This window comes from Amycolatopsis sp. CB00013 (genome assembly GCF_001905755.1).
Classification (GTDB): Bacteria; Actinomycetota; Actinomycetes; order Mycobacteriales; family Pseudonocardiaceae; genus Amycolatopsis; species Amycolatopsis japonica.
Genome location: NZ_LIWC01000002.1, coordinates 1,692,981 through 1,711,268 on the forward strand (window position 1 = coordinate 1,692,981; position 18,288 = coordinate 1,711,268).

At 69.7% G+C, this 18,288-nt stretch carries 19 protein-coding genes; 10 read left to right on the forward strand and 9 right to left on the reverse strand.

What is annotated here, in order from left to right:
• Position 1 precedes the first annotated feature (1 nt).
• The 3 genes from AMK34_RS18195 to AMK34_RS18205 form a co-directional block, all read right to left on the reverse strand.
• Complete coding sequence (locus AMK34_RS18195; protein WP_038507635.1) at positions 2–412, reverse strand: hypothetical protein; 411 nt, start codon at positions 410–412, stop codon at positions 2–4.
• A 30-nt stretch (positions 413–442) separates the two neighbouring features.
• A complete protein-coding gene (locus AMK34_RS18200; protein ID WP_038507638.1) occupies positions 443–1,294 on the reverse strand; it encodes an ESX secretion-associated protein EspG in 852 nt (283 codons plus the stop codon).
• Positions 1,295–1,474: 180 nt separating this feature from the next.
• The gene (locus AMK34_RS18205; RefSeq protein WP_073846071.1) at positions 1,475–4,414 is read right to left on the reverse strand and encodes an ATP-binding protein; all 2,940 of its coding nucleotides are present in this window, start codon (positions 4,412–4,414) and stop codon (positions 1,475–1,477) included.
• Positions 4,415–4,886: 472 nt separating this feature from the next.
• Between AMK34_RS18205 and AMK34_RS18210 the strand changes: the two genes are divergently transcribed.
• Positions 4,887–5,981: a S1 family peptidase gene (locus AMK34_RS18210; RefSeq protein ID WP_038507645.1), complete on the forward strand. Its 1,095-nt coding sequence runs from the start codon at positions 4,887–4,889 to the stop codon at positions 5,979–5,981.
• Positions 5,982–6,055: 74 nt separating this feature from the next.
• Here the strand turns inward: AMK34_RS18210 and AMK34_RS18215 are convergent, their stop codons facing one another.
• Together AMK34_RS18215 and AMK34_RS18220 are read right to left on the reverse strand one after the other, a co-directional pair.
• The gene (locus AMK34_RS18215) at positions 6,056–6,460 is read right to left on the reverse strand and encodes an SsgA family sporulation/cell division regulator (RefSeq protein ID WP_016330736.1); all 405 of its coding nucleotides are present in this window, start codon (positions 6,458–6,460) and stop codon (positions 6,056–6,058) included.
• Between the two features lie 206 nt (positions 6,461–6,666).
• The gene (locus tag AMK34_RS18220) at positions 6,667–7,140 is read right to left on the reverse strand and encodes an Lrp/AsnC family transcriptional regulator (RefSeq protein WP_037333334.1); all 474 of its coding nucleotides are present in this window, start codon (positions 7,138–7,140) and stop codon (positions 6,667–6,669) included.
• A gap of 154 nt (positions 7,141–7,294) precedes the next feature.
• Here AMK34_RS18220 and AMK34_RS18225 point away from each other — a divergent pair, with 154 nt between their 5' ends.
• Complete coding sequence (locus AMK34_RS18225) at positions 7,295–8,332, forward strand: beta-ketoacyl-ACP synthase III (RefSeq protein WP_073846072.1); 1,038 nt, start codon at positions 7,295–7,297, stop codon at positions 8,330–8,332.
• On the opposite strand, the gene AMK34_RS18230 is transcribed toward AMK34_RS18225, so the two are convergent.
• The gene (locus tag AMK34_RS18230) at positions 8,319–9,797 is read right to left on the reverse strand and encodes an adenylate/guanylate cyclase domain-containing protein (RefSeq protein ID WP_037336012.1); all 1,479 of its coding nucleotides are present in this window, start codon (positions 9,795–9,797) and stop codon (positions 8,319–8,321) included. The two genes, AMK34_RS18225 and AMK34_RS18230, sit on opposite strands and share 14 nt — an antisense overlap.
• An 84-nt stretch (positions 9,798–9,881) precedes the next feature.
• Between AMK34_RS18230 and AMK34_RS18235 the strand changes: the two genes are divergently transcribed.
• On the forward strand, positions 9,882–10,382 hold the full coding sequence (locus AMK34_RS18235) for an FBP domain-containing protein (RefSeq protein ID WP_073846073.1): 501 nt from the start codon (positions 9,882–9,884) through the stop codon (positions 10,380–10,382).
• Between the two features lie 50 nt (positions 10,383–10,432).
• On the opposite strand, the gene AMK34_RS18240 is transcribed toward AMK34_RS18235, so the two are convergent.
• Both AMK34_RS18240 and AMK34_RS18245 read right to left on the reverse strand, forming a co-directional pair.
• Entirely contained in the window at positions 10,433–11,248 is an 816-nt protein-coding gene (locus tag AMK34_RS18240; RefSeq protein ID WP_073846074.1) for a class I SAM-dependent methyltransferase, read from the reverse strand.
• 77 nt (positions 11,249–11,325) lie between these two features.
• A complete protein-coding gene (locus tag AMK34_RS18245) occupies positions 11,326–12,018 on the reverse strand; it encodes a FadR/GntR family transcriptional regulator (RefSeq protein ID WP_073846075.1) in 693 nt (230 codons plus the stop codon).
• A gap of 74 nt (positions 12,019–12,092) precedes the next feature.
• On the opposite strand from AMK34_RS18245, the gene AMK34_RS18250 reads away from it, so the two are divergent.
• The 3 genes from AMK34_RS18250 to AMK34_RS18260 all read left to right on the forward strand — a co-directional run bounded on the left by AMK34_RS18250 (position 12,093) and on the right by AMK34_RS18260 (position 13,917).
• Positions 12,093–12,719 (forward strand): GNAT family N-acetyltransferase, encoded by a 627-nt coding sequence (locus AMK34_RS18250; RefSeq protein WP_073846076.1) that lies wholly within the window; start codon positions 12,093–12,095, stop codon positions 12,717–12,719.
• 1 nt (position 12,720) lies between these two features.
• The gene (locus tag AMK34_RS18255; protein WP_073846077.1) at positions 12,721–13,074 is read left to right on the forward strand and encodes a VOC family protein; all 354 of its coding nucleotides are present in this window, start codon (positions 12,721–12,723) and stop codon (positions 13,072–13,074) included.
• 81 nt (positions 13,075–13,155) lie between these two features.
• Positions 13,156–13,917, forward strand: coding sequence for a sulfite exporter TauE/SafE family protein (locus tag AMK34_RS18260; RefSeq protein WP_038507665.1), 762 nt, complete (start codon positions 13,156–13,158; stop codon positions 13,915–13,917).
• 153 nt (positions 13,918–14,070) lie between these two features.
• Here the strand turns inward: AMK34_RS18260 and hisC are convergent, their stop codons facing one another.
• The gene (gene hisC / locus AMK34_RS18265; protein WP_038507668.1) at positions 14,071–15,126 is read right to left on the reverse strand and encodes a histidinol-phosphate transaminase; all 1,056 of its coding nucleotides are present in this window, start codon (positions 15,124–15,126) and stop codon (positions 14,071–14,073) included.
• Between the two features lie 97 nt (positions 15,127–15,223).
• Here hisC and AMK34_RS18270 point away from each other — a divergent pair, with 97 nt between their 5' ends.
• The 4 genes from AMK34_RS18270 to AMK34_RS18285 are packed head-to-tail and all read left to right on the forward strand — an operon-like array spanning position 15,224 to position 18,278.
• Entirely contained in the window at positions 15,224–15,856 is a 633-nt protein-coding gene (locus AMK34_RS18270; RefSeq protein ID WP_037333315.1) for a dienelactone hydrolase family protein, read from the forward strand.
• A gap of 48 nt (positions 15,857–15,904) precedes the next feature.
• The gene (locus AMK34_RS18275) at positions 15,905–16,384 is read left to right on the forward strand and encodes a hypothetical protein (RefSeq protein ID WP_228694840.1); all 480 of its coding nucleotides are present in this window, start codon (positions 15,905–15,907) and stop codon (positions 16,382–16,384) included.
• On the forward strand, positions 16,384–17,517 hold the full coding sequence (locus AMK34_RS18280; protein ID WP_073846078.1) for a PPE domain-containing protein: 1,134 nt from the start codon (positions 16,384–16,386) through the stop codon (positions 17,515–17,517). The genes AMK34_RS18275 and AMK34_RS18280 overlap by 1 nt, the downstream gene beginning before the upstream one ends.
• On the forward strand, positions 17,517–18,278 hold the full coding sequence (locus AMK34_RS18285) for an ESX secretion-associated protein EspG (protein WP_073846079.1): 762 nt from the start codon (positions 17,517–17,519) through the stop codon (positions 18,276–18,278). Before AMK34_RS18280 ends, AMK34_RS18285 begins: the two co-directional genes overlap by 1 nt.
• The last annotated feature ends 10 nt before the right edge of the window (positions 18,279–18,288 follow it).

Genomic DNA, 18,288 nt, shown 5'->3' on the forward strand with positions numbered 1-18,288 from the left:
TTCAGATCTCGGTGTCGATCCGCTTCAGGTCACGCTGGTTCTGCGTGTCGCGTTCCCGGTAGTTCCGCTGGGCGAGCTCGATCGCCTCGATGTAAGTGGGGAACTCGGCGCGAGCGGCCTGGAGCTGGGTGAGCAGACCTTGCGCGTCCGTCGCGGTGCCGTGCATGTGCTCGGACACCCAGCGTGCGGTCGCGGTGGAGCTCATCGGCGGCGACTTCTGCAGCTTGGTCAGCGCGCTCCAGCGCTCTTCGAGGCTGTCGATCACACCCTGGAGTGAACGGATCATCTCCTGGCCGGTGGTCTCGTCGACGGCGAAGCCGCCCTGCTTGGCCATCTCCTTCAGCCGCGCGCTCGCGAACGCCACCTTGCGCGCCGCCATCATCGGCTGCAGTTCTTGTGCTTCCTCGGTCAACGGAGGGTCCTCTCGCCGGATTCAGGAAGGTCAGTAGATGTCCGCGATGGCGTCCCGGATCGCGTTCGCCACGCCCGATTGACTGGCCGGGTCGTAGTGCCCGATCACGGCGCCGGAGGCCTCGTCGGTCTCGGTCCGGATCAGGTACCGGCCGTCTTCGGTGTCGAGCCAGCTCAACGGTGTCGACCGGAGCCGTTCGCCGCGGCGGCCGATCCCGCTCACGATGATGTAGCCACCGCCGAGGCGGGTCCCGGACAGCACCTTCTCCAGGACCTCGACGTCGCTCTCGTCGTTGCGCGGCGCCGCGGTCTCCGGCCGGGCGCGGACGACGCCGGTGAACTGGAGGTTGCCGAACGCGTCGGTCTCTTCCTCGTCGAACTCGGCTTCGGCCTGGCGGCGCGCGGCCATCGCGGAGACGGCGCGCTCCTCCTTCTGCACGAGCGTGCGGCGGCCGGTCGACGCGGGGCGCATCCGCGGCAGGACGCCGGAGAGGACCTCGACCAGCTCTTCGTCGTCGAAGAGCGCGAACTGCAGGAGGTCTTCGCCGTGGGCCTGCGTGATGCCGAGCGCCTGCCTGCCGTCGGTGAGCGCGAGGACGGCGATGTCCTGGCCGATACCGTCGATACCGTTGATCGAAACGGTGATCCGGTGGTTCCCGAGCAGCGCGAACGCGGTGCGGACGGCCTGGTTCAGCTCGCCGTCGATCGACAGGCGGCGCCGTTCGAGATCGGTATAGACCTTCCGGATGATCGCGGAGTACCGCTCCGGGTCGATCGAAGTGTTCTGGACGCGCAAGGGAAACAAGCGGGCATCGACGCCAAGCGCCCGCCCGACTACTGTCGCCTCGACCGTCCCCAGCGCGAAATCGGCTCGCTCAGCCATGCTTCTGCGCTACTCCCTCACGGGGTCGGGCCCCGACTTTGTTAATGGCCAAAACAAACTAGCACAGCGCATGAACCTACGGAACCATACGTACACGGCTGAACACGATGGAATGGATCACCGTGCCCGATCGGGCACTTTTCCTGCCCCTAAAGGAATAGCGGCCTGTTCACCGGCGCGTTACCGGTCGGCCGCCGCGGGGGCGTAGGTCGTCATCCGGCGGGCCACGTCGGTCCGTGAACGGGCGCCCAGTTTCCGCAGGACTTTCGCGACGTGCTGTTCGACCGTACGCGGCGAAAGGAACAATCCGTCCGCTATCTCCCGATTCGTGCGTCCGTCGGAAAGCATGCGCGCGACCTCGAGTTCGCGGGGCGAGAGCTCCTGGCCGTAGCCGCGCCGCCCCCGCTGCGAGGGCGCCCACGCGCCGTGTTCCCGGAGCAGGTGGCGGCAGCGGCCGGCGTCCCTGGTCGCGCCGAGCCGCTCGTAGGCCTCCGCGGCCGCCGCGAGCTCCTCGATCGCCTTGCGGTCGCCCGCGTCGAGACGACCCGCGGTCAGGCGGCCCGCAGTTAGACGGCACAGCGCCGCTCGCTCGCGGGCGCCGATCGCCTGATAGGGCATCGGCAGTGCTTCGTAACCGGCCGCGGCCTCGTCGAAAACCGTTGCCGCGGCGGGATGTTTGCCGCGCGCGTCGAGCAGGATCGCCCGGCCGGCGAGCAGCGCGACCCGGGAGACCGGCGAATCCTTGCCGTCCACACCGCGGGCGAATTCCTCGACCACGGCGTCCGCCTCCGACCAGCGCCCGGCCCGCGTGTAGGCCTCGGCGGCGGCGGGGACGAGCGCCGCCGCCCACACCCAGACACCCTTGCGCCGGGCCGCCGCGACGGCGTTGTCGGCCGCCGCGCACGCCCCGTCGACGTCGTCCGTCGCGAGGAGCACCCGGATCAGGACGCCCGCCGCCGAGAGGACGACCGGGATGGGCCCGTGCTCCGGCGCGTGCACGCTCGCCGCGGTCAGATGTCGTTGCGCGGCGGCGAATTCCCCGCGCACGGCGGCCAGCCCGCCGAGGACCAGCGAGCACTCCATGACGATCGGGCCCAAGTCGGGATAGCCGTCGCGGAGCTGCTCGGTGGCCTCCGCGAGCCCGGACCAGTCGCCGCGCACCCAGTCGAGCCGGACCCTGGTGCCCTGCGCGAGGCCGGCGGCGTAGAGCGCGCCCGCGTCGGTCGCGCGGCGGATCCCTTCCGTGACCAGCTTTTCCGCCCTGGCCAGATGCCCGGCCCAGGACTGCGCGTCGGCGAGGTTGCACCACATCCTGGCCAGCTGGACCCGTTCGGCCACCCCGCCGCCCTGGTCGGCCAGTTCGGTGAACTCGGTCCAGGCCGAGCCGTCGCCGATATGCGCCTGGGTGGAGATCCGGTCACCGAGCAGCGCGAGGCGCAGCTCCGGGTCTTCGATCCGGTCGAAGACCTCCCGGGCCCGGTCCATCCAGACCTCGTGCCAGGACAGCGGGGTCAGCCCGTCGATCGGCTGGGCGAGCAGGTTGATCCCGCGCGCGGCCAGCTCCGGCTCGTCGACCAGTTCGGTGATCGCCTTCTCCACCTCGACCCGGCCGCGGGCGAGCCGCCCGATCGTGCGGACCAGCAGCATCCCGAGGCTGAGCCGGATCGTCCCGCGCACGCTCGGGCGCAGGTCGGTGAGGTCTTCGAGGATCCGCTCCAGTGTCTCGATGACGTCCGGGCGGAACCCGCGCAGCGCGACCTGGCTGAGCTTCGTGGCCAGCCGCGCGACGTCGTCCTCGCCGAGTCCGGCCTCGGCCAGCACGGACTGGAGCAGGTCGATGGCGCGTGAGGTGTCGCCGTGGGCGATGGCCTCGTCGGCGGCGGCTTCGGCGTAGTGGCGCCATTGCCCGGTCCGGCCCGCCGCGCGCGAATGGTTCGCCAGCAGGGTCAGCGGCGGGGCGGGCTGCTCGGCGAGCACCTTGATGGCGCGCGAATGCAGCAAAGTCCGTTCCGGGCCGCTGATCGTGTCGTAGACGGCCTTGCGGGCCAAGGGATGCCGGAAGCCGTAGCGGTCGCCGCCGAGTTCGCCGAGCACTCCGCCGTCCAAAGTGGACAACAGGGCGGTGCGGAGGGCGTCGCCGTCGAGGCACGCGAGTTCACCGATCACGGCCGGTTCGGAGGGGACGGCGAGCACCGCCGCCGCGCGGGCGAGCCGGACGGCGGGTTCCGGCAGCGCGTCGAGCCGTTCGGTGATGGCCTCACGCAGGGAGATCGGGACTTCCAGGCTTTCCAGCAGCCGGTCGCCCAGCACCTCGCCGATCGGCAGCCGTCCCGCCGCGTCCCGCAGCGCCCGCAGGGTCTCCTCGACCACGAACGGGATCCCGGCGGTGCTTTCGTGGAGCTTCGCGGTGAACGGCGCGGAAACCCTCGGCAGGTCCAGCAGTTCCTCCGCGAGCTTCCCGACGGCGTCGAGATCGAGCGGGCCCAGCGTCACGCGGGCGGTCTGGACGTTCGGCGGGGTGCGGAACGGGATGCCGGCACCGTGCCCGGAGGGGGAACCGGTCCGGTAGGCCGCGACGACGGCCAGCTCGGCGGGCATCGCGGCGGCGAGGAAACGCAAGAGGTCACGGGTGCCTTCGTCGGCCCACTGGAGGTCGTCGATCAAGACGAGCGCGGGCCCGCAGGCGATCAGGAGTTCACGGACGGCGCGGAACTGACGGTGGCGTTCGGCGCACAGGTCGGCGAGCGGTTCCGGTTGGGGCGGAAGGCTTTCCGCCAGTTCTGGCAGCAAGGGTCTCAGTACCCCGGCCACCGGGCTGAGCGGCCCGAGCGGCCGGTCGCCCGCCGAGCGCAGCGCTTCGAGCACCGGCCCGAACGGGAACGGTTCGCGCATCGGCTGGCAGGCGCCCGAAAGCACCCGGGCGGACGCGAACTCGCGGCGTCCGGCCAGCTCTTCGAGCAGCCTGCTGCGGCCCATCCCGGGTTCGCCTTCGATCAGCACGGCGGCGGGACGGCGCAGCAGGATCTTCACGATCGCCGAGACCTCGACGTCGCGGCCCACTAATGCCGTCGATCCGGCGCGGACCGAAACCGAGGTCGGGCGAGGGGTGGCAAGCCACATCATGCGCTCCTCGGTGGGGAGTTCCCGCTGAGCCCGACACGATCTTGTGCGTTGTCCTGCGGAGCCTAAGCACTGCCTACCGGGTCGTAAACCACCCAACACGGACACCCCGGGCACCCCCTGAGGCCGTTCGAGGACGCAGAGTCACCGGTTGGCTGACGGATCATCGGTTGGAAAATCACCGGACACCCGAAACGTCGGCCACCAACCCGATTCGGCGATTCATCCCACGTTCAGGGGGTGGAAACGACTACGCAAGGTATTCGCTCGAAACCCTACTTACGGACGTGTCCGTCCGGGTGCCTGCTCTAGGTGGCCGCCCGTGGAGCAGGGGATTCGGTTCCCGAAGAATGGGTATACCTATCCCGCGCCGACCCGGATTGCGGCCTTCCCCGGAGTCCAGAACCCTCACCCGTCAGGGGAGGGCCATCGCATGGCGAACCGGAGCCGTGCGTGATGACGAGGGAGAAGCATGAAGATCACGAAGCTCCTCGGTGTGGCCGCCACGGCAGCACTGGCCACCGGCGCGCTCGTCACGGGTACCCCCGCGGCAGCGACCTCGAACACTCTGCTCAACGCCGAGATGGTCCCCGCCCTGCAACGGGACCTCGGCCTGACCGCCGACCAGGCACTCGCCCGGATCCAGAGCGAGACCGCCGCCGGCACGCTCGAACAGGCACTCGCCTCGGCGCTCGCCGGCAGCTTCGGCGGCGCGAGCTACAACGAGGCCACCGGCAAGCTCCGCGTCGGCGTGACGGACGCGGCGAAACTCGGCCAGGTCCTCGCCAGTGGCGCGGAGGCCGAACTGGTCCGCTTCTCGGCCGCCCAGCTCGATTCCACTGTGGACAGACTGAACGCGAGTGAGCGCGCGGCGGACGGCGCGATCACCGGCTGGGGTGTGGACACCAAGACCAACCGGGTGACGGTGAACGTCCTGCCGGGCAAGAGCGGCGTCGTCGACTCGTACCTGGAGAAGGCCAAGGTGGACAAGACCGCCGTCTCGGTGGTCGAGACCACTTCGGTGCCGACCCTCAAGTACGACGTCCGCGGCGGTGACGCCTACTACATCAACAGCTCTTCGCGCTGCTCGATCGGCTTCTCGGTCAACGGCGGCTTCCTCACCGCCGGGCATTGCGGCCCGGGCACGGTGACCGGCTCGAACCGGGTCGCGATGGGCTCGTTCGCCCGCGTCAGCTTCCCGACCAACGACTACGGGCACGTCCGGGTCAACAGCAACTGGACGCCGCGCGGCATCATCAACAACGGCACCCGGGTGAGCGGCTCGACCGTCGCCGCCACCGGCGCTTCGGTCTGCAAGTCGGGCTCGACCACCGGCTGGACCTGCGGCACCGTCGGCGCCAAGAACCAGACCGTCCGCTACGCCGAAGGCACTGTCTACGGCATGACCGCCACCAACGTCCGCTCCCAGGCGGGCGACTCCGGCGGCTCGTTCATCGCGGGCAATCAGGCGCAGGGCATGCTGTCCGGCGGCAACAGCTCGGTGACCTACTTCTTCCCGGTCCGGCCGGCGTTGTCCGCGACCGGGACCTCCCTGGTCCTGGGCTGACACAGGACGAAGGGCGGACCGAGTGCCTCCAGCGCACTCGGGCCGCCCTTCGTTTTCGTGCCGCGGGAAAGTTTTCAGACGTTGCTGATCTCCTCGATCAGCGCTTCGACGTCGAAGTGCTCGCTCTCGGACCCGAGCGGGACCAGGTCGTAAGTGGACTCGAGGAACGTCTCCACGTCCTCGCGTTCCAGCTCGAACGACGCATAACCGTCAGGTGACTCGATTTCGAGCGTCAGCATCGCCTCGTCCTCGGAGAGGTCGGGGCGGACACGGACGTCGCCGAGCCCGGCGGGATCGGTGAGGCCGGTGACGAGCAGCTCACGCGCGAAGGTCCACTCGACCCACCGGCCGCGCTCGGTCCGGAACGACACGGTGACCGCGAACGGTTCGCCGGCGTGGAAGGACAGGCGGGAGAGAACGGGCGTGCTGCTGTTGTTCAGCAGAACGAACTGGCTCTGGTGAATTGCGTCGGTGTGCACGGCCACTCCTCAGTGCTCTCGTGGTTCGCGCGGCGCGAACTTTTCGTCTCGGGGAGGAGATGGCCGGGCACGGGCCGGATGACGCGACTGTCGCCACGTTCACGCTATCGGCTGCATATGTCCATAGTGGTGTAACGCCGGGCACAGACCCCTTGCGTTCGGGCCGATACCCGTGGTGACGAGGTCAGGGAGTCCTTTTTGGACCCTCAGGGCTCCAGCGGCAGGGACAGCCCGGTCTTGACCCGGTCCATCGCCACCGACGTCGTGAAGTGCCGCACGTTCGGGTTGTCGAAGAACATCCGCCGCGTGAACGTCTCGAAATCCGCCATGTCCCGGCAGGTCACCACGAGCACGAAGTCGGCGTTGCCGGTGACGTAGTAGCACTGCTGGACGTTGTCGTCCGCGAGCACCTGACGGCGGAACCCGTCGAGCACCGCGAGGTTCTCCCGCTCCATCTCGACCATCACCACGAACGTCATCGACAGCCCGAGCGCTGCCGGCGACAGCACCGCGACCTCGCGTTCGATCACCCCGGCCTCGCGCAGCCGCTTGATCCGCCGCTGCACGGCCGCCGCCGACAGGCCCACCTTCGCGCCGATGTGCTCGGCGATCGTGCGGGCGTCGGACTGCAGGCAGGCGAGGATGGCGACGTCCAGGCGGTCGAGGTCGGGTGTGTGCACCAGGTCAGGCTAACCGGACGGCTCTCCCCGGCGCCTGTTCTTTGATCGCGCCCTCGCGCGGCGTCGGTCACGCCCGGGGCGAAGGTGAGAATTCTTTGAATTGTGACCCGGAACACAACTGACGGGTCTACTGAATGGTAGCGCTTACAAGTGAATGGCAGACCTCTCATTTCCCCCGCGAAAGGATTTCTTGGTGCCCTCATCTCAGGTGGCCGTTCTCGCCGGTCTCGGCTCTTGGCTGCCTCCGCGCGTGGTGGGCAACGAGGAGATCGCCCAGCGGCTGGACACCTCCGATGAGTGGATCCGCTCGCGGACCGGCATCGCCGAGCGCCGGGTCGTCGATCCCGGGACGTCCACTGTGGATCTCGCCGTCGAGGCGGGGCGACGAGCGCTGACCTCGGCGGGGGAGACCGAGGCGGACGCGGTCGTGCTGGCGACGTCGACCGCCGACCAGCTGTGCCCGGCCAGCGCGCCGCAGGTCGCGACGAAGCTCGGGCTGAACGGTGTCGCCGCCTTCGACGTCAACGCCGTGTGCAGCGGGTTCGTCTACGGGCTCGCCACCGGCGCCGGGCTGATCGCCGCCGGTGTCGCGCGGCGGGTGCTGGTGATCGGCGCCGACGTCTTCACCTCGCTCGTCGACCCCGAAGACCGCGGCACGGTGCCGATCTTCGGCGACGGCGCGGGCGCCGTCCTGCTGCGCGCGGGCGACCCGGACGAACTCGGCGCGCTCGGCCCGTTCGACCTGCACAGCGAAGGCGAACTGGCGGAACTGCTCTGGGTCGAGGCCGGTGGCGCGAAGAACCGCCGCTCGGACGACCCGCGTGACCACTATCTGGTGATGCAGGGCCAGACCGTCTTCCGGCACGCCTGCGCGCGCATGGCCGAATCGGCGCGCGCGGTGGTCGGCGCCGCGGGCTGGGCGGTCGGCGACATCGACCGGTTCATCGGGCACCAGGCGAACATCCGCATCCTGCAGACCTGCGCGAAGCAGCTCGGGCTCGCGGAGGACGTGATGTACTCGAACATCGAGAAGGTGGGCAACACGAGCGCGGCGTCCATCCCGATCGCGCTGGCCGACGCGGCCAAGGAAGGCGCGCTCCAGCCGGGGCACCGCGTCGTGATGGGGGCGTTCGGGGCCGGGCTGACCTGGGGTTCGACGTTGCTGCGCTGGCCGGACGTCATTCCGGGCTGAGCGCCGCCCAGGCGTGCGTCGGTTCCTGACGCCCGCGAAGCTCCAGTTCCGCGTACGGCTCCCAGTGCGAGCGCTCGCTCTCCAAGGCCGCTTTGAGCACCGCTTCGCTCGCCAGGATCCGGCCGTCGGCGGCTTTCGCGTACTCGGTCAGGCGCGCGGCCTCGTTCACCGCATCGCCGATGACGGTGTACTCGAACCGGCTGCTGGTGCCCAGCTGACCGGCGAAGACCCGGCCGCTCGCGACGCCGATGCCGAGGTCGAGCTCGCCGGTCTCCTGGACCGCGTCCCGGATCGCCCGCGCGGCCGAAAGCGCGGCCGTCGGCGCGTCCGCGAGGCGGGTCGGGGCGCCGAAGACGCAGAGCGCGGCGTCACCCTGGAACTTGTTGACCAGCCCGCCCCGCGCCCCGACCGCGTGCACCACGCTGGTGAAGAACCGGTTGAGCATCTTCACCAGGTCTTCGGGCGGGGTGCGGCTCGCCAGGGCCGTCGAATCGACGACGTCCACGAACAGCGCCGTCACCTCGCGCACGTCACCCGAAAGGGAGGCGCCGTACTCGAGCGCGTGCCGCGCGACCTCGTCCCCGACGTGCCTGCCGAAGAGGTCCCGCATCCGTTCCTGCTCGCGCAGCCCGGCGGCGAGGTCGTTGACCGACGTCTGCAGCAGGCCGATCTCGCTGGAGTCGTCGACCTCGACCACGACCTCCTTGTTGCCGCGGGCGATCTCGTCGAGCGCTATCCGCAGGCGGTGCAGCGGAGTCGCGACGGCCTTCGCCAGCAGGCCCGTCCCGATCGCGCCGACGCCCAGCCCGATCACCGAAAGCATGATCAGGCTCGCGACGTGGTCGCCCTGGCCGAGATCCGGCGGCGTGGCCACCAGCAGCACGCCGAGGAACGGGACCCCGCTCGCCAGCGACCAGGTGACGACCACCCTGGTCAGCACGGTGACCTTGAGCGTCCCCTTCGGCGGCGTCACCTTGAGCGCGATCGTCATCACCGGCCGGGCGACCCATTCCGCGGCGAGATAGGTGAGGCCGACCGTCGTCAGCCCGCCGAGCCCGATGACCAGCGCCATGCCGAGCGCGTCCATCCAGGACCCGAGCACCCGCGCGAGTGAACCGAGCACGATCGTGCCGATCAGCCAGAGCGTGCCGCTCACGATCCCCATGTCGACCGGGAGCCGGAGCGCCCGCTCGGCCTCGGCCTTCGTCGGCGGGCGGCCGAAGACGAACCAGACCGCCGTGCGCCGCTGCAGCCAGGCCGTCCACACGGTGCCGACGATCAGCGACAGCGCCACGATCCCGGCTGCGGTGACGCCAAGGATCCAGCCGCGATCGCCGACCTCGCTCGGAAGGCCCTGCAGGAGCAGCAGCAACGCCACGACACCGGCGCCGCACACACTGGATCCGACGCCGAGCGCGGCGAAGCCGAGACTGGTCCTGAGCACCAGCCGGAACCGGCTCGACATCGTCTTCGCGCGCACCCGGTGATCGTATGACCTCCGGCGGAAAACGGTTCGCCGGTTCCCGGGCGCGGTGGTTACCGTGCGGGCATGGAACCGTTGGGCCAGGACGAGATCAGAGCGTCCTTCGTGAACTGCACCCGAGGCGAGGCCAAGGGGGTCACGCTGCCCGCCCGGCCCGAAGAGATCCCTTGGGAGAAAAGGGAATTCCTCGGCTGGCGCGATCCGAAGGCCGCCGCGCGGGCGTATCTCGTGCTGCCGTACCGCGGGGAGACCGTCGGGCTTTCCCTGCGCGCCGCGCCCCGGCCGAAGGGCCGTGTGCTGCTGAGCAACATGTGCGGCCTGTGCACGACGACACATCCGCTGTCCGACATCGCGCTGTTCTCCGGCCGCCGCGCCGGGAAGCTCGGGCGCGAGGGCAACACGCTCGGCATCTACGCGTGCGCGAATCTGGCGTGCAGCCAGTACATCCGCGGCGAGTTGAAGTCGGACGTGCCGCAGCCGGCGGAAACGCTGTCGCTCGAAGAACGCGTCGTCCGGCTGGAGGACAAGCTGCACCGGTTCGTGGAGCGGGTACTCGAGTCACGCTGAGGGGCCTGCGGTAGAACGCATTCAGAGGACTAAATGCGTTCTACCGCGCCTCAGAACCGCATCCGCAGGATCCGCCCCATCTTCTTGAACGCCGGGAACAGCCCCGCGAACCACAGCTGCGCCCGCATCGACCCGGAAAGCCGATCCTTCACCTCAGGCGTCGCGTAATCCGTCGAGTCGAGTTTCGACACCAGCGTCAGCCCGAGCCGCTCCAATTCGGAGATCTCGTCGATGCCCCAGTACAGCGTCGCGTTGGCTTTGCGGACAACGGGATTCAGCTTCTGCAGTTTGATCCCCAGCCTGCTGAAGATGTCGAAGACCATTTCGCCGCCCTGCGGGAAATGCGCGATCAGCCGCCGCAGCAATTCCTCGCCTTCGGACTGCCGCAGGTACATCGTCAGCCCCTCCGCGATCACCAGACCGGGTTTGTCCGACGGGATCTCGTCGATCCAGCCGAAGTCCGTCACCGACGAGCCGATGGTCCGGTAGCCGTCCCGTTCGGGATAGATCCGGGCGCGCAGGTCGACGACCTCGGGGTAGTCGACGTCGAACCACCGCACCGTGGGCGGCGGGTCGACGCGGTACACGCGGCTGTCCATCCCGCAGCCGAGCTGGACGACGGTCGCGTCCGGGTGCTCCTGGAGGAACGACGCGGCCCAGTCGTCCATCGGCTTGGCGCGCAGCGCGACGGTCAGCCCCATGTCGGCGTTCACGCCCAGCGAGGCGAAGTCGTAGTCGATCTGCTTGACGGCCTCGTCGGCGGCCTTGTCGCCGAGGATCGGCCGCTCGCCGCGGGCGTCGAGCGCCCGGCCGTACAACGTGGCGAGCATCGTCGCCTTCTCTTCGGTGAACCGGACCTTCTCCACCGCACACCCCCGTCAGAAGTTTCACAAACTTCTGAAAACAATACTCGCGCGAGGGCGGTCGCGCCATCAAGGAAGCGTTAATCCCCGGTCGTGTAGTCGTGGACGTAGGTCTTCGCGTCGAGCAGATGCCGCAAGGTGATCTCCCGCGCGGCCGCCGCGTCCGACCGGCGGATCGCTTCGAGGATCGCGCGATGTTCGTCGACGGCCTTGCGGATCTGCCCCGGAAGCCGCAGCGCCGCCCGCCGCTCCTCGCCGACCAGCGAGAGCACCGAACGCAGCAGATCGGTGACGTCGTCGTTGCCGGCGTTGCCCGCGATCACCCGGTGGAATTCGGCGTCGGCCGCGATCACGCGCAGCATGTCGCCGTCGGCGGCGGCCTCGTCCATCTCGTCGACGGTGCTTTCCAGCCGGGCGAGCACCCGCGGCGTGTGCTCGAGCGCGAGCCGCTCGGCCAGCGTCGGCTCGACGGTGGTCCGCAGGTCGAAGAGCTTCTCGACCAGTTGCTCGTGTTCGGAGAACCACCCGCGCAGCGGCTGTTCGCCGAGGTTCTCGCGGACGTAGGTGCCCGAACCCGGCCGCACCTGCACGTAACCGATGGAGTCCAGCACCCGCAACGCCTGCCGCAGCGAACCGCGGCTGATCCCGAGCTGCTCGCAGAGCGCCCGTTCGGCGGGCAGTCTCGACCCGGCGGGGAGCCTGCCCGAGTCGATCATCGTGCGCAGATGATCGACGGTCGCACTCCACACCTGTTCGCGCTCGTCGTCGGCCACGGCCCCATCCTCGCAGGCCCGGCGGGACGTCCGGAATTGTCGGTGCGGGATGTCATCCTGTGCCGATGACTGGGGTGGCAGGGCTGATCAAGGCATGGGTGCACGGCTGGGCGCTCTCCCGCGGCGTCGGGGTCCCCGTCGCCGAGCCGGACGGTTACCGGCTCGACGTCGGGCGTCCGGGGCATCGCGTGCGGTACGTGCTGGCGGACACCGGATCGGTCGCGAGCCGGGCGCGTTCGCTGACCGAGCCCGGAACATGGTTGAAGGTGAGCGGTTCCCGTGAGGAAGTGGCGAAGACGGTGCCGCCGGAGTGGCAGGTGGGCCCGCCGGAATACCTGATGAGCGCGCCGATCGCGCTCCGTCCCGTCATGGCCGCGCCCGAGCCGTACCGGGCGGAGCTGGTCGGCGACGGCGTCGTCACCGACGTCGTGGTGCGCGCCCCCGACGGTTCGCGCGCGGCCACCGGCCGGGTCGCCATCGCCGGTGGCACGGCGGTGATCGATCAGGTCGTGACGGAGCCCGAGCACCAGCGGCGAGGGCTGGGCCGGTTCGTGATGCGCAGGCTCGACGAGGTGGCGGTCGCCGCCGGGGCGGAGCGGGCGGTCCTGGTCGCGACGGAGGAGGGGCGCGCGTTGTACCTGACACTCGGCTGGACGGTCGCCACGGAGATCACCGCGGCCCATCTGCCGGAGGAGAACTGACATGGCGGCGGTGTTCAAGGACATCTGTCTCGACGCGAGCGATCATCAGGCCCTCGCGGACTGGTGGTGCGCCGCGATGGACTACGTCCGCCGCCACCGGGACGAGCGGCCGGTGGAGTGGCCGGTCGCGATCGAGGATCCGGCCGGTCGTGGCCCGCTGATCTGGGTCAACCCGGTGCCCGAGGCGAAGACCGTGAAGAACCGCATGCACATCGACGTCTTCGGCTCGACGGCCGAGCTGGTCGCCGCCGGCGCGCGGCTCGTCCGGGCCAGGGACGGCGAGATCGACTGGGACATCCTCGAGGATCCGGAAGGCAACGAGTTCTGCGTGTTCTCCGCGCCGAACGGGACATAACGGGCTCGTTGAATGTTCGACTAGACACATCCGGAGCGCGAAAGGAGGTAACGGTGCTTAGGGTGCGGACGTGAGTGCTTTATGACGTGGTGGCACGCGGTCGTGATCTTCATCGCGGGGCTCTGGGCGGGCACCATCAACACGGTCGTCGGTTCGGGCACGCTCGTGACGTTCCCGGTCCTGGTCGCGCTCGGCTACTCGCCGCTGACGGCGACGACGTCCAACGCGATCGGCCTCGCCCCCGGCACGGTCAGCGGGGCGATCGGCTACCGGCAGGAGCTCAAGGGCTACTGGCCCGAGGTCGTCAAACTCGCGGTGGCGTCGTTCTTCGGCGCGATCTGCGGGACGATCCTGTTGCTCTCGTTGCCGAAGGACGCCTTCGAGACCGTCGTACCCGCGCTGGTCGGGCTCGCGGTGGTGCTCGTGATCGTCCAGCCGCGCGTGGCCGCCTGGGTCGCGAAGCGCCGCGAGGAGAACGGGAAGGTCCACAAGATCGGGCCGCTCCTGTTGTTCCTGATCTTCCTGATCGGTATCTACGGCGGATACTTCACGGCCGCGCAGGGCGTGATGATGGTGGCCGTCATGGGGATGCTGATGTCGGAGTCGCTGCAGCGCCTCAACGGCGTCAAGAACGCCCTGTCCGCCGTCGTGAACATCGTCGCGGGCACGATCTACGCCTTCATCGCGCCGGTCAGCTGGCCCGTGGTCGCGCTGCTCGCGGTCGGGTCGACGATCGGCGGACAGCTCGGCGCGAAGATCGGCCGCAAGCTCTCGCCGAAGGTGCTGCGCGGCGTGATCGTCGTGGTCGGCGTCGCCGCGATGGTGCAGCTACTCCTGAAGTAAGAACGGCCCGCACCCCGACCGACACCCCCCCCGGCGAACGCCATGAAAGGTCCTTTCCTTGCAAATTTTGCAAGGAAAGGACCTTTCATGGCACGCGAGAAGAGAACGGCCCGCACTCCGTCCACGAAGTGCGGGCCGCGGCGAAACCCCTTGTCAGCGCGGGAAGTCCCCGGCCGCTTCGAGGAAGAGGTCGTTCTCCTCCGGCGTCCCGATGGTCACTCGCGCGCCTTCGCCCGCGAAGGGGCGCACGATCAGCTTCCGCTCCAGGGCGTGCTCCGCGAACTCGGTCGTCCGCTCGCCCAGCGGCAGCCAGACGAAGTTCGCCTGCGTCTCCGGCACCTCGTAACCCTTGGCCACCAACGCATCCCGGACCCGGGTGCGTTCCGAGACGATCTCCTTGCAGCGTTCCAGCAGTTCGTCGGCCGCGTCGAGCGAGGCGATGGCCGCCGCCTGGGCGATCATGTTCACCGAGAACGCGACGTAGACCTGCTTCAGCGCGACGGTGATCGCTTCCGGGGCCACCGCGTAGCCCACGCGAAGGCCGGCGAGGCCATACGCCTTCGAGAACGTCCGAAGCACCGCGACGTTGTCCCTGCCGCGCGCGAGTTCGACGCCGTCCGGCACCTCGGCGTCGGTCACGAACTCCTTGTACGCCTCGTCGAGCACGACGAGGACGCCCGAGGGGACGGCGTCGAGGAAGCGCTCGAGTTCCGCGCGCCGCAGGACCGTTCCGGTCGGGTTGTTGGGGTTGCACACGAAGACCAGCCGCGTCTTCGGCGTGATCGCGGCGAGCATCGCGTCGAGGTCCAGCCCGTGCCCGGCCGTGAGTGGCACCTTCACGCTCACGGCGTTCGCCACCTGCGTGACGATCGGGTACGCCTCGAACGAGCGCCACGGGAAGACGACCTCGTCGCCCGGGCCGCACAGAGCCTGGATCATCTGCTGGCAAAGGGAAACCGAACCGCAGCCGATGGCGATCCGGTCGACGGACTCGTTCAGCTCGCGGGCCAGCCGCTCGACGAGCGCGGAAGCCGTGATGTCCGGGTACCGGTTGATGCCCTGCGCCGTCTCGGCTATGGCCTGCGCCACACTCGGCAGCGGGCCACCGGGGACCTCGTTGCTCGCCAGCTTGATCGCGCCCTGGATTGTCCGGCCAGGGACGTACTTCGGCAACGATTCGAGATCCGCACGCGGCGAAACAGGTGACATCTTCGGCGCTCCTACGTCTGGGGGACGGCTCCGACACCGTATCCTCCCGCGCGAGCGCAAGCTCCGAATATTTACCTAAGAGTGGTCTGATGGAGGAATGACCCTGACGACCACCGTGGAACATCAGCACGCCGACGGCCACACGCTGCGCCTGACCTTCGCCGAACCGGATGGTGTCGTCCGCGGCGGACTCGTGGTGCTGCACGAGGAGGCCGAAGAGGTCGAAGAGGGTTTGGGCCTGCTCCTGGCCGGTCTCGCCGGCGAAGGCTGGCTCACCGTCACACCGCATCTCGACCGGGACAACCTCACGCAGCAGGACCTGCTCGAAGCCACCGACGCGACGCTCTCCTGGCTTGCGGAGCGCGGTGTCCAAGCGGATCTCGTCGGTGTCGTCGGTTTCGACCTCGGGGGCACGGCCGCGCTGGTCGTGGCGTCCAACCGCAGGCTGGGCGCGGCGGTCAGCGTCGGCGGGCAGGGGGTCACCGGGCTGCCGGTCCTCGTCGAAATCGCAGGACGGCTCACCAGCCCGTGGCTCGGCATGTACGGCGACGCCGGCGACGAGGCCGGAGGCGCCGAGGTCGAGCAGCTGCGTGACGCGGCGGCGACGGCGAACGTCGCGACGAACGTCGTCCACTACCCGGGCGCCAATCACCGCTTCGACGCCGACCCGGACGCGGCCGCGGAGGCCTGGCAGCGCACGTTGAATTGGTTCGACGCCCACCTGCGCTGACGCCGTTCGCGCTAGCATTCCCCTCAAGATGTGACAGGGGAGGGTCGAATGGCACAGTCACCCAAGGTGCCCGTGACGCCACAAGCCGCGTTCGGAGCTTCGGCTCCGGCGCTGGCTCCGGTGGCGGGTCAGATCCGGGACTCCAAGACCGATGCCAAGAAGGGGGCCGTCAAGGTCTCCGAGGACGCCGCCAAGAAGCTCGTCGACGCCCTGCTCAAGGCGCGCCAGGAGCTCAACGCGCTGATCAAGGACTCGACGGAGTTCAACGCGCCGCTGAAACTGGGCGACAACGTCGTCGGGCACACCATGAGCGATCGCTTCCAGGGCGCCGCGAACAAGGGGACCGAAGCGGCCGTGCCCGTGCTCAAGGATTTCGCGAAGGTCCTCAAGGATTTCCAGCTCACCGTGATGGCGGCGCGGAAGATGTACGTCGCCGCGGACGAGGAGGGCCAGGAGCAGCTCGAACGGGTCGCCCGCCGGTTCGACATGGAGGACATCGTCGGCCACGAGCGGAAGGACGAGCACTGATGCGCATCCTGCCCATGCCGTGGCCGCCGCGGGAGCCCGAACCACAACCGGGCCCCGAAAGCCTCATCGCCGACATCGACTGGATGAGTTATTCGCATCGAGAGCTCTACGCGATGGTCCACAACGAGCTGGATCTCGCGAGCGCGGAAGCCGTCGCCGCGCAGTGGACGAAGATCAGCGCCTTCCTCGACCGGGTCGGTTCCGAGCTCAGGGCGGCCCTCGCGGCCACCGCCGACGGCTGGACGGGCGAGGGCGCGGACAGGGCCCGCGACGCCGCGGTCAAGCTCGTCGACTGGGCGGGCGAGACGGGCTGGCGGGCGGAGAACGTCGCGAACTGCGTGCGCCGCCAGGCGGACATCGCCGAAACCGCGCGCCGCACGATGCCCGAGCCGCCGGGACACGCGCCGCGACCCAAGCTGCCGGAGCCGCCGAAGCGGCGTCCGATCCCGGTCTCCGATTCGACGCAGGCCATGTCGGCCTCGGCGCCGTCGGGATCCGAGTTCGCCGAAGCCGGGCGGATCGTCGCCGAACCCACCGACGAGAGCTCGCAGGATCTGCACCGTCAGGCCGCCGACGTGATGAAGCGGATGCAGTTCAGCTCCGGCGAGGTCTACGAGAACGTTCCGAGCTTCACGTCGTACGGCAAACAGCCGAAGATCCTTGAGACGCCCGAAGAACCGAAGCCGAAACCCGAAGAACCGAAGCCGGAGCCGGTCCCGCCGCCGGACGACTCGACACACAGCAGCGGCGTCGACGACGCGGCCCCGATCCAGGTGCGGGAGCCGGTCGAGGCGCCGCGCGCGCCGGGCGCGGGCAGCGGCGCCTACGTGCCACCGCCGCCCGGCACCGTCGGAGGAACCCAGGAACAGCTCGGGCAAGGCGGCCGGTCCGGCGCCGGTGCCGGTGGTTTCGGGCCGTCGGGGCAGCCCGGCCAGCCGGCCGGGACCCGCGCCGCGGCCGCGGGCATGGGCGGCTTCGGCGGCATGCCGATGGGGATGGCGCCTTCGCAAGGGCGGCAGGGCGAAGAAGCGCACAAGGCGCCGGACTACCTCGTCGAGGATTCCGACGTATGGGGCCTCAGCGGGCACGTCACACCGCCGGTCATCGGCGAGGACCCGAGGAGCGGTCGTTGATGGACTGGATCCGGCTGCACGTCGGCGAGCTGTTCCTGCTCTGGTCGGCGCACGGACGCGACGAACTGCCCGCCGTGCTGGAGGTCCCGCACGTCGGGCGGACACCGGAGTTCCGCGCGGAGCTGGTGGCCACGGCGAGCGCGACGCTGTCGGAACGCGGCCTCGGCACGGTGGACGCCCCAGCGCCCGAACTGGTCCGGCTGCTGCACACCGTCGCGAACAGCGAACTCACGCTCGACCTGCGGCTCGACGGGGATCCGGCGTACCGGGCGGTCGGCTGCGTAGCCGATCGCGGCGCGGTCGCGATCGGCGTTTCGGGCACCGGCGTCGAGTTGGCGGCCCTGCGGGAACCGCTCGTCGCCGCGACGCTGCTGCAGGCCTTGCCGCCGTGCGAGCAGGGGCGGGGCCTGTCGGTCAACCTGCGCGTCGACGACTACACGGCCGCGTGCGAGGCGGGGGAACGCGGCGGGCAGCCGGCGTTCTCCGACGTCCTGCGCGACGCCGGGCTGCGGGAACCCGAGATCATCGTCATGGTGCGGATCGCGACGCAGCGGATCGGCAGCGGGCGGCTCGGCGCGGTCAGGAAGTCTTGGGAGGGCCGCTGGGTGCGCGGAGAGGGTACGTTGACCTGGGTCGACACCCCCGACGGCCGCTACGGGCTCCGGCGCGACCGAGGGTGGCTGACCGTCACCCCGCTCGACGCGTCACGGCTGAAGTCGATGGCGTACGAGCTGTTCACGGGGGCTCGCCAAGCAGGTTAACGAGGGTTAA